This window comes from Bradyrhizobium sp. PRIMUS42 (assembly GCF_023006515.1).
In the GTDB taxonomy this organism is placed as follows: Bacteria; Pseudomonadota; Alphaproteobacteria; order Rhizobiales; family Xanthobacteraceae; genus Bradyrhizobium.
The window spans coordinates 1-9015 of sequence record NZ_JALBGZ010000213.1 but is presented as its reverse complement, the minus strand read 5'-3'; the positions used below and the strand labels follow the sequence as shown (position 1 = coordinate 9015).

At 63.7% G+C, this 9015-nt stretch carries 8 protein-coding genes and 1 pseudogene; 3 read left to right on the top strand and 6 right to left on the bottom strand.

The window, feature by feature from the left end:
- Positions 1 to 1269, bottom strand: a pseudogene (locus MOV75_RS17585) (autotransporter outer membrane beta-barrel domain-containing protein); the annotation flags it as partial.
- Positions 1270 to 1417: 148 nt separating this feature from the next.
- Between MOV75_RS17585 and MOV75_RS17580 the strand changes: the two are divergent.
- Positions 1418 to 1903 carry a hypothetical protein gene (locus tag MOV75_RS17580; RefSeq protein ID WP_246927176.1) on the top strand — a complete coding sequence of 162 codons (486 nt, stop codon included), beginning with the start codon at positions 1418 to 1420 and terminating at the stop codon, positions 1901 to 1903.
- Positions 1904 to 2030: 127 nt separating this feature from the next.
- Here MOV75_RS17580 and MOV75_RS17575 read toward each other — a convergent pair whose 3' ends face one another.
- The 3 genes from MOV75_RS17575 to MOV75_RS17565 form a co-directional block, all read right to left on the bottom strand.
- Entirely contained in the window at positions 2031 to 3344 is a 1314-nt protein-coding gene (locus MOV75_RS17575) for a GGDEF domain-containing protein (protein WP_246927178.1), read from the bottom strand.
- A gap of 249 nt (positions 3345 to 3593) precedes the next feature.
- Positions 3594 to 4898 carry a nicotinate phosphoribosyltransferase gene (gene pncB, locus MOV75_RS17570; protein ID WP_246927180.1) on the bottom strand — a complete coding sequence of 435 codons (1305 nt, stop codon included), beginning with the start codon at positions 4896 to 4898 and terminating at the stop codon, positions 3594 to 3596.
- A 182-nt stretch (positions 4899 to 5080) separates the two neighbouring features.
- A complete protein-coding gene (locus MOV75_RS17565; protein ID WP_246927190.1) occupies positions 5081 to 6001 on the bottom strand; it encodes a LysR family transcriptional regulator in 921 nt (306 codons plus the stop codon).
- Between the two features lie 100 nt (positions 6002 to 6101).
- Between MOV75_RS17565 and pcaH the strand changes: the two genes are divergently transcribed.
- Together pcaH and pcaG are read left to right on the top strand one after the other, a co-directional pair.
- On the top strand, positions 6102 to 6890 hold the full coding sequence (pcaH, locus tag MOV75_RS17560; protein WP_246927182.1) for a protocatechuate 3,4-dioxygenase subunit beta: 789 nt from the start codon (positions 6102 to 6104) through the stop codon (positions 6888 to 6890).
- Positions 6891 to 6894: 4 nt separating this feature from the next.
- Positions 6895 to 7521: a protocatechuate 3,4-dioxygenase subunit alpha gene (gene pcaG / locus MOV75_RS17555; RefSeq protein WP_246927186.1), complete on the top strand. Its 627-nt coding sequence runs from the start codon at positions 6895 to 6897 to the stop codon at positions 7519 to 7521.
- Positions 7522 to 7540: 19 nt separating this feature from the next.
- Here the strand turns inward: pcaG and MOV75_RS17550 are convergent, their stop codons facing one another.
- On the bottom strand, positions 7541 to 8152 hold the full coding sequence (locus MOV75_RS17550) for an NYN domain-containing protein (protein ID WP_247006272.1): 612 nt from the start codon (positions 8150 to 8152) through the stop codon (positions 7541 to 7543).
- A gap of 350 nt (positions 8153 to 8502) precedes the next feature.
- Positions 8503 to 9015, bottom strand: a 513-nt coding sequence (locus MOV75_RS17545; RefSeq protein ID WP_247006271.1) for a helix-turn-helix domain-containing protein, incomplete at its 5' end; no start/stop codon positions are given.

Here is a 9015-nt window from a genome sequence, read left to right as displayed (position 1 = left end):
GGCCGTCCAGCGCTCCGCAAAGGCCGGCGCCTTCGCGGCCGGCGCACCCAGCACCTTGTTGTAGGCGAGGGCGATATCGTCCGGCAACGCTACGCGCTCTGGACTGAAGCCGAATGCCGAGCCGCCGGCGTCGACGCCGCCACCGCTGCGTCCGTTGACGAACGGATCGAGCATCAGGCCGAGGAATTGACCGGTGAACTGGAAGGCTCCCTGCCGCGCGCCGGTAGCGGCTTCCCCAGAGAGTTGGTCCAGACTGTAACGGAGCTGGGCGTCGCTCTGGCCTGCGAAAGATGAAAGGAAGGGCAGGTTGGAGCCGAATGCACTCAGTGTGCCGGCCACGGCCTTCTGATTCTGCGTCTGGGCGACGGTGGGGAACGCGCTGCTGTTGTAATTGAGCGTCAGGAAGACGGCGAGCCCGTCAGAGCTGAGGGCGGAGGTGAAAAACTGCGGATTGTATCCGCTGAGCGTTATGCCTGCGAAGGATCCGGTGACGCCGGTCGTCGTGCTGAGGATCGTATATTGCGTCGATGGGCTGTAGGCGCCGGCAAGCGTGGTGACGGCGACGGTGCCGCCGTTCAACGTCGCGGTCACGGCGAGAATCTTGTCGGATTGGCCGGCCGCGTTGACGGAGATCGCGTAGGTCGAACCGGCGTTGAATGTGGCGTTGCCGTAGGCGATGAGCGAACCGAAACTGCCGGGTGCAACCCTGCCGCCCGACAGCACGGTGAGATCGCCGATGGCGCCGTTGCCGCCGAGGGTGCCGCCGCTGACAGTCGTCGCAACGTTAGGCATCGCGCCGTTGACGATGAGGTTGCCGGCCTGGACATTCATGGTCGCCGTATCCGTCGTCGAGCCCGTCAGCGTCCAGGTTGAGCTTCCGGTTTTTTCCAGCGCCTCGAACTCTTGGAACTGCTTGGCAGCGCCAAATGTGGCGAGGTCGAACGCGCTGTTGGCCGTTCCGCCCAAGCGCAGCGTGTCCGTTCCGTTACCGCCCAGCACCCATCCCGTGATGTTCGATCCTGCGCGCAGCTCGAAGACGTCGCTGCCGTCCTTGAGATCCACGGCTCTGTTGGCGAAATTGCCGCTGAGCGTGCCCGAGCTGATGATGGTGTCCTGGCTTGCCGAGCCCAAGATCGCGTAATTTGAAGCGCTCGAGACGGTGCCTGCGTTGTTGATGGTGTTGCCGTCGGCAGCGCCGTTGAGATCGATGGCCGGTCCATTGCCGGCAAAGACGAGGCCGCCCGACAGGATGTTCACCTGATTGTTCATCGCCCCGGCTCCGATGCCAATCCCACTGGTGATGGGAGCGAGGCTTCCAACCTTGCCTCCGACGACGACAATGTTATTGCTGGAATTGGACAGGACGAGCCCCGTCGCGCCAACGGCCGATGCTCCGACCACAGCACCGGCATCAATCGTGATGGCGTTGCTGTTGCTGCCGTTGACCAATGCAATGCCGTCGCTGTTCGCGGACGCGATCGACGCGTTGCCGGAAACATTGATCGCGCCATTGGATGCCGCTTCGAAGGCGACGCTCGCAAAGGTGGGATCGTTCACGGAAGTGGCGGTGCCATCGCCGATGTTGACGGTCACACCGCTGACCACAGGCGCCGTCTTGACTTGCGTATTGCCTGCCCCGGTGCAGGTGATTGAATCGCCTGACTGGAGTGACGTTTGCGAACCACCTCCGGTAACGACGCAGGCCGCCGCCGCGGGAGTAGTGAACCACGGCAGCGCGGTACCTGCAGCAAGAGCGCTGATCGCGGTGCTCAAGAGCGCATGTCGCCGCCGCGTCTTTGCACGACGAATCTCCGGCGAGGTCATCCAATTATTCCGAGGCACTGCACACTCCTTCGACGATGCGGATGAATCCGGCCGCAACGTTGGCAGTTGCCATGCTTAGTGGTGGAGCCCTTGGCCTTCTTGGACCAGCGCGCAAAGCGAAGTGTCGAAATGCGAAAGACGCAACGTTTTCGGGACTAATGTGACCTGGGTACCACAACCGGGCCGTTTACGCGGCTCGCCGGCTATCAGCCTCGCGCTGCGACGGCTTCGCGTGGCCGGGCGGCGACGGCGATGACGTCCAGTCTCCCGCCGTCGACCTGAACGCGGTTGCGACCCTTTTCCTTGGCGCGATAGCAGGCGGCATCGGCGCGCCGCATCGCGTCCTCAAGCGTGGTGTTGCCGTCGGCGATGCAGGCGACACCGATGCTGGCGGTCACCGCAAAGCAGCGATCGTCCCAGGCGAAGTTGAGCAGCTCCAGCGCTCGCCGCAGCCGTTCGGCGATATCGACTGCAGTCGCGGGGGAGCATTGCGGCAGGATCAGCCCGAATTCGTCGCCGCCGAGCCGGGCCACGAGGTCACGCGGACGCCGATCCTGTTGCAGGAGGCGCGAGACCTGGCAGAGCAGGCGGTCACCGGCAAGGTGTCCGCAAGTGTCGTTGACGTTCTTGAATTGGTCGAGGTCGAGCAGGACCAGTCCCAGCGGACCCGCCGCAGCACCGTCCAGCTCGCCTTGCAGGCGGGCCTCGAAGGCGCGGCGGTTAGACAGGCCGGTCAGCCAGTCGTGCGATGCCTGCCAGGCCAGGCGTTCCTTCTCGCCATGCAGGGCGTCCTCGAACGCCTGTCGTTGCAGCACCAATCGCCTGGTGTGCCAGATCAGGAGCAGGATCAGCGTGACGGCGGTGACGATGTTGATGCCGGTCAGCGTCAGCTTGATGGCGCGGGAGCCTTCGCCGAGGACGGTGGAGAAGCGCTTGGCATGCACCGTGAACTGGGTGTTGAGCTCGGAGAGCCGCGACGACAGGAATTGCAGGCGATTTATGTCTCGAACAGGGCCGTTCTCCAGCTCGGACCGGATGACTTCACCGAACACGCTCAGCTCGAGCAGCATGGGGTCGGTAGCGGTCCACTCGCGGATCGCTTCCTGCAGGAAGCTGACGCGGTTGAAATAGCGAAACAGCCAGATCAATCCAGGAACGTCATCGGGATGATTGCCGCCTTGCAGGAAGCCGATGCGCGCGGCCTCGACGTCGACCGGATCTCGCTCCATCGCCCAGCGCGCGAACTCGTCGCCGATGGGAACGGCGAGCGAGGCCTGGTATTGCGTGAACTGGCTGACGTCGCCCGAATGCAGATAGAGATTGAGGAAATAGACGGCATTCTTCTGCGAGCGGGACCACATCGCTTCGCCCGCGACATAGGCGCGAACCGACGACATGACTTCGAGACTGAATCCCGCGATCGCCGCCTGGAGCACGACGACCATCACGAAAGGCGAGACGAGCTTGATGACGTGAAGGAAGCTGTGTCCCTTCATCGACGTCGCTGTTCTGCGAAACACCCTGCGTTCCCCAAATCGCGCCACGACCCCAGCGGAAGCGCTGCGCCTGCAACGCGAAGTAGAGGAGATGGTTGCTTAACTCGATCTGAAAATCGCGCAGGACTGCGTCGCAGGGTGAAGGCACTGTGACGTGGATATACGCAGATCGCTTCAAATGCCGCTGAATCGGATCTGGTGCGGTCTCGGCGAACTAATGCCTCGGATTCGTCGTGCGCGGTTTACCCGATCGAGAGAGACCTGGTCCGTTTGCTAGACCAGCACCGGCTTGCGCACGCGGCCGGCGTCGCCGAACACGCGCAGGTAACGCTCGATCTCCGAGGTCATACCGGTCGCCTTCTCCGGATTGTCGGAGAGCTTGACGGCGGGACGGCCGTCGACCGACGACACCTTGCAGACCAGCGAGATCGGATCGAGATTGAACGAGCCATCCGGCGTGCAGCCGACGAAATCATTGGTGAGATTGGTGCCCCAGCCGAAGGAGAGCCGCACCCGGCCGGCAAAGTGATGATAGGTCTCCTCGATCGAACCGACATCCATCGCGTCGGAAAAGACGAGCAGCTTGTCCCTGGGATTGCGGCCCTTCTTCTGCCACCAGGCGACGATCTCCTCGCCGGCCTGAATCGGCGGCGCGCTGTCGGGACGGAAGCCGGTCCAGTCGGCGACCCATTCCGGCGCATCGCGCAGGAAGGCCTTGGTGCCGAAGGCATCGGGCAGTGCGATCAGGAGGTTGCCGCCATAGGTCTGGCGCCACTGGTCGAGAATGCGATAGGGCGCCCAGCGCAATTCCTCGTCGTCCTTGGCGAGCGCGGCCGCGACCATCGGCAGCTCATGCGCATTGGTGCCGATGGCCTCGAGATCGTTGTCCATCGCGAGCAGCACGTTGGAGGTGCCGATGAAGGACGAGCCCAGGCCTTCCTTCACCGCCTCCACGCACCAGCGCTGCCAGAGAAAGCCATGACGGCGGCGGGTGCCGAAGTCGGACAGGCGCAGGTTCTCCAGCTCGCGAAGACGCTCCACCTTGGTCCAGAGCTTGGCCTTGGCGCGCGCATAGAGCACGTCGAGCTCGAAGCGGCCGCGGCCCTTGATCGCCGCGCGGGAGCGCAGCTCGTTGAGGATTGCGAGCGCCGGAATTTCCCACATCGTGGTGTGGGTCCACGGCCCGTGGAAATGCAGTTCGTATTGGCCCTCGACCTTGCGCAGCTCATACTCGGGAAGGCGGAATTCGGCCAGCCAGCGGATGAAGTCCGCCGAGAACATGTGGGTCTTGCCGTAGAAGGTGTTACCGGCAAGCCAGATCAGCTCCTTCTTGGTGAAGCGGATGGTGCGGGCGTGGTCGAGCTGGGCGCGCAACTCGCCCTCGTCGATGATCTCGGCGAGCCGGACGTGGCGCGAGCGGTTGATGACCGAGAAGGTCACCTGCTGCTTCGGGTAGGACTCCCGAATCATTTGCAACATCAATAGCTTGTAGAAATCGGTATCAAGCAGGCTGCGGATGATGGGATCCAGCCGCCAGCTGTGATTGTAGGTCCGGCTCGCAATGTCAGTCACTGTCATGGGGGGATTTTAGCGTGGCTCCCTTTGCGCAACCAGTGGGTTTGGCGAGGGGCAGGTCACCGGCCCCGCGCCCCGCGGGGCCACGGTCCCGGAGGTATCTTGAGGCGGCAGCAATGATTGCACCCTGTCAAGCTGTCCGCGGGGCGTGACGCGGCGGCCGTACAATTCGGTGGGGTCCTCGTTCAGCCGCCCGCCGCCGTCGCCGCGACACTCTCGAGCTGGCTCCTGACCCAACGATGGGCCGGGTCTTTCTGATAGCGCTGGTGCCAGACCATGAACATCGGCAGCTCGGCCAGCGTCCGCGTGCGGGACGCCAGCGGAATCCGCGTTTGCGCGAAACCGCGCATGACCCCAGACGCCAGCAGGCTCGGCATGCTCGCCAGCATCTGCGAGCCGCGGAGGAAGGACGGCACCCCGGAAAAGCTCGGCACCGAGATCGCGATGTCGCGGTGAAGACCGTTGGCCGCCAGCCGGCGGTCGAAGTCGAGCCGCTCATTGTCGGTGTAGACGACAGTGATGTGTCGCGCCGCGAGATAGGCACCGCGGCCGTTCGGCGCGCTGCGCATCTTGGGATCGAAGTAACAGACGTAATGATCGCTCAAAAGGCGTTTCTGCACGATATCGACACCGGATGGCGGCAGTGGCGTGATCAGGAGATCGCAGCGGTTTTCGCGCAGCATCGCGGGCGAGGGCGACTGCGAGGGGATCACGCGCAAATTCAGGCCCTTCACTTGCGCGGCGACGTGATCGAAGAACCGCGGCAGCAGCAGGTCGCGCTGGAAGTCGTTGGCGGCGATCGTCAGCGAAAGCTGCCCGCGAGCCGGGTCGAACGTGACGCCGCCGGCAAAGCTCCGCATCTCGTCGATCAGCGCCCGTGCCTTCGCGGCGAGGGCCTGCGCATGCGCGGTGGCGACGATGCCGCGGCCGGATTTCGCGAATAACGGATCGCCTGCGATCCGCCGCAGCTTGTTCAGCCCGTGACTGACCGCCGATTGCGTCAGCCCGAGCCTTGTTGCCGCCGCGGTGACCGATCCCTCCTCCAGCACGGCAAGGAACAGTTCGAGCGCGTGGCCGTCGAGGGCCAAATGATCGATTTCTTTCATGCAATATATTATAATCGATCTATTTATCCGGGGAATAGACCGCGCCATGATCTCCCGATAAGCCGCGCGTCCGGACCCGGGCGCCCCAGGGAGAGACACGATGAATGCCCAGGCGTCAGCCTTGCGGGATCCCCGCCTCAACCGTCCCGAGCCTTTTACGCCTCCGCTCGGCGATGGCGGCTTCTTCCAGCGCGACCGCTCCATCCATCCGCCCGCGCATGCGCCGGGCTACAAATCCTCGGTGCTGCGCTCGCCGCGCCAAGCGCTGCTGTCGCTGGAGAACTCGGTTTCGGAGATCACAGGGCCGGTGTTCGGCCATAACGATCTCGGCCCGCTCGACAACGATCTGATCCGCAACTACGCCAAGGACGGCGATCCCGTCGGCGAGCGCATCATCGTCCACGGCCGCGTGCTCGACGAAACCGGTCGCGGCGTGCCGAACACGCTGGTCGAGTTCTGGCAGGCCAATGCCGGTGGCCGCTACCGGCACAAGAAGGACACGTATCTGGCGCCCATCGATCCGAATTTCGGCGGCTGCGGCCGCGCGCTGACGGACGACACCGGCTATTACTATTTCCGCACCGTGAAGCCGGGGCCCTATCCCTGGCGCAACTACGTCAACAGCTGGCGGCCCGCCCACATCCATTTCTCGGTGTTCGGTTCGGGCTTTGCGCAGCGGCTGATCACGCAGATGTATTTCGAGGGCGATCCCCTGATCCCGGTTTGTCCGATCCTGACGACGATTCCCGACAAGGATGCGCTCGACCGCCTGGTCGCACCGCTCGACCTCAACGCCTCGACGCCGTTCGACTCGCTTGCCTACCGCTTCGACATCGTCCTGCGCGGCCAACGCTCCACCTACTTTGAAAATCGCACCGCGGGGAACTGAGCAAATGCCGCAGCCGCTCAACTATCTCAAGGAAACGGCGTCGCAGACCGCCGGTCCCTACGTCCATATCGGCCTGATCCCCGCGATGGCGGGATTCGACATCTTCGAGAAGAACTTTTCCAACGTGCTGGTGACGCCGAACACGCAGGGCGAGCGCATCACGCTGGAAGGCAAGGTGCTCGACGGCACCGGCACGCCGCTGCGCGACGTGCTGCTGGAAATCTGGCAGGCCAATGCGAGCGGCCGCTACAACCATCCGGCCGACCGCTCGGCCGGCGCACTGGAGCACGAGTTTCGCGGCTGGGGCCGCGCCGGCTCCGACTTCGAGAGCGGTCTCGTGACCTTCGAGACCATCAAGCCGGGTGCGATCATCGACAAGGCGGGACGGACATGCGCGCCGCACGTCAATGTCTGGATCGTCGCGCGCGGCATCAACGTCGGCCTCAACACGCGACTTTATTTCTCGGATGAAGAGCCCGCCAACGCCGCCGACCCCGTGCTCAACCTGATCGAACAGCCGTCCCGGCGCTCGACCCTGATCGCAAAGCGCGGCGAGCGTGCCGGCAAGGTCGTGTATTCCTTTACGATCAATTTGCAGGGCCCGGAGGAGACGGTATTTTTCGACGTGTGAGGGGCCGGCCGTCCCGGGATCACTCCACCGGGTCGCCGCGATTGATGGCTCCGCGCGCGAGAAATTGCGATGTCTGACGCATCTCGCGCGATCCCGGTCGTTCGGTCGGGTCGCGCCCCACTTTTTGTTTCAGTTCTGCCAGATCGATGAAGACGTCCGCCTGTCGCCGCAGGTCGTCGGCAACCATGGGGGGCGAAGTAGAGAGTGTGGAGACGACCGTCACGCGGACACCGCGGCGCTGCAGGGATTCCACCAGCGAACGAAAATCCCCGTCGCCCGAGAACAACACGATCTGATCGACATGCTCGGCGAGCTCCATCGCGCTTACGGCGAGGTCGACATCCATGCGGCCCTTCACCTTGCGGCGACCGGTAGCGGCGTCGATGAACTCCTTGGTGAGCTTAGTGACGACGGTATATCCGTTATAGTCGAGCCAGTCGATCAAGGGACGGATTGACGAATACTCCTGATCCTCGATGACGGTCGTGTAGTAGAAGGCCCGCAACAGCGTGCCTCGGCTCTGGAATTCGCCGAGCAGACGCCTGTAATCGATGTCGAAACCCAGCGCCTTGGAGGTGGCATAGAGATTGGAGCCATCGATAAAGAGCGCGATCTTCTCAATCGAAGACATCGTTGAAAATCCCCACTTCCGCACGAAAAGCCGGACGGTTCGGCCGAAATGGCGCAGTGTGTCGGCCGGAAAAACAATGACGGCGCGGATGGCTTTGCTGAAAAAGGGGCGCAGACGACCGGACAGGGTTGGCCGCCTTGCGCCAAGGTTAGGGAGGTTCCATGCCACCAGCGCCAGCGCGCCGAATGCAGCCACGTTAAGGCGTGCGCATTCCCTGCTCAATTGTACGGAGGTAAAGGGGCTCCATCCAAAGGATGGGATCCTCTATACGAAGGTAAGTGGCGACGAGAGCCCAACGTCGTTCGCGGTGTGGCTTCGACCATAGGCGCCCTTGGTCTTTCTCCGATGCATCAGCCTTCGTCGCCATGGAGCTGCGCGCGGAACGCGCGCGGCGATATTCCCGTGGCTGCGGCGTAGACCCGGCTGAAATAGGCGGGGTCCTCGAAGCCGAGCGTGTAGGCGATCGTCGAGACCGGCAAATTGGTGTAGACGAGGTTGCGCCGCGCCTCCCGGATCAGCCGGTTGAGGATGAGGTGCGAGGCGGTATCTCCGGTCGCCGCCCGTGTGATCCGGTTGAGATGCGTCGGCGTCACCGCCAGCGCTTCGGCATAGTCCGCGACGCTCCAGCGTTCCAGATGATGCTGCTCCAGGAGCGCCTCGAAGCGGCGGAACAGGCTCGACTCGACCGCGCCGTTGCCCCCGCTCTCGCTCGTGAGCGCGCGTGCCACCAGTCCGATCATGGCGGACGACAACGCGCGCAGCACATGCGCGCGGCCGAAATCGCGCGCGGCGTGTTCGGCGAAGATCTGCTTCATGATGGTGCGGATCTGCGGCGTGCCGCGCACCACGGCCGAGCGCGACAG

Bases quoted from the DNA above. Each gene is read 5' to 3' on its own strand.
- pcaH (WP_246927182.1), top strand. From the start codon at position 6,102: ATGAATGCCCAGGCGTCAGCCTTGCGGGATCCCCGCCTCAACCGTCCC.
- pncB (WP_246927180.1), bottom strand. From the start codon at position 4,898: ATGACAGTGACTGACATTGCGAGCCGGACCTACAATCACAGCTGGCGG.
- MOV75_RS17565 (WP_246927190.1), bottom strand. From the start codon at position 6,001: ATGAAAGAAATCGATCATTTGGCCCTCGACGGCCACGCGCTCGAACTG.
- MOV75_RS17550 (WP_247006272.1), bottom strand. From the start codon at position 8,152: ATGTCTTCGATTGAGAAGATCGCGCTCTTTATCGATGGCTCCAATCTC.
- pcaG (WP_246927186.1), top strand. From the start codon at position 6,895: ATGCCGCAGCCGCTCAACTATCTCAAGGAAACGGCGTCGCAGACCGCC.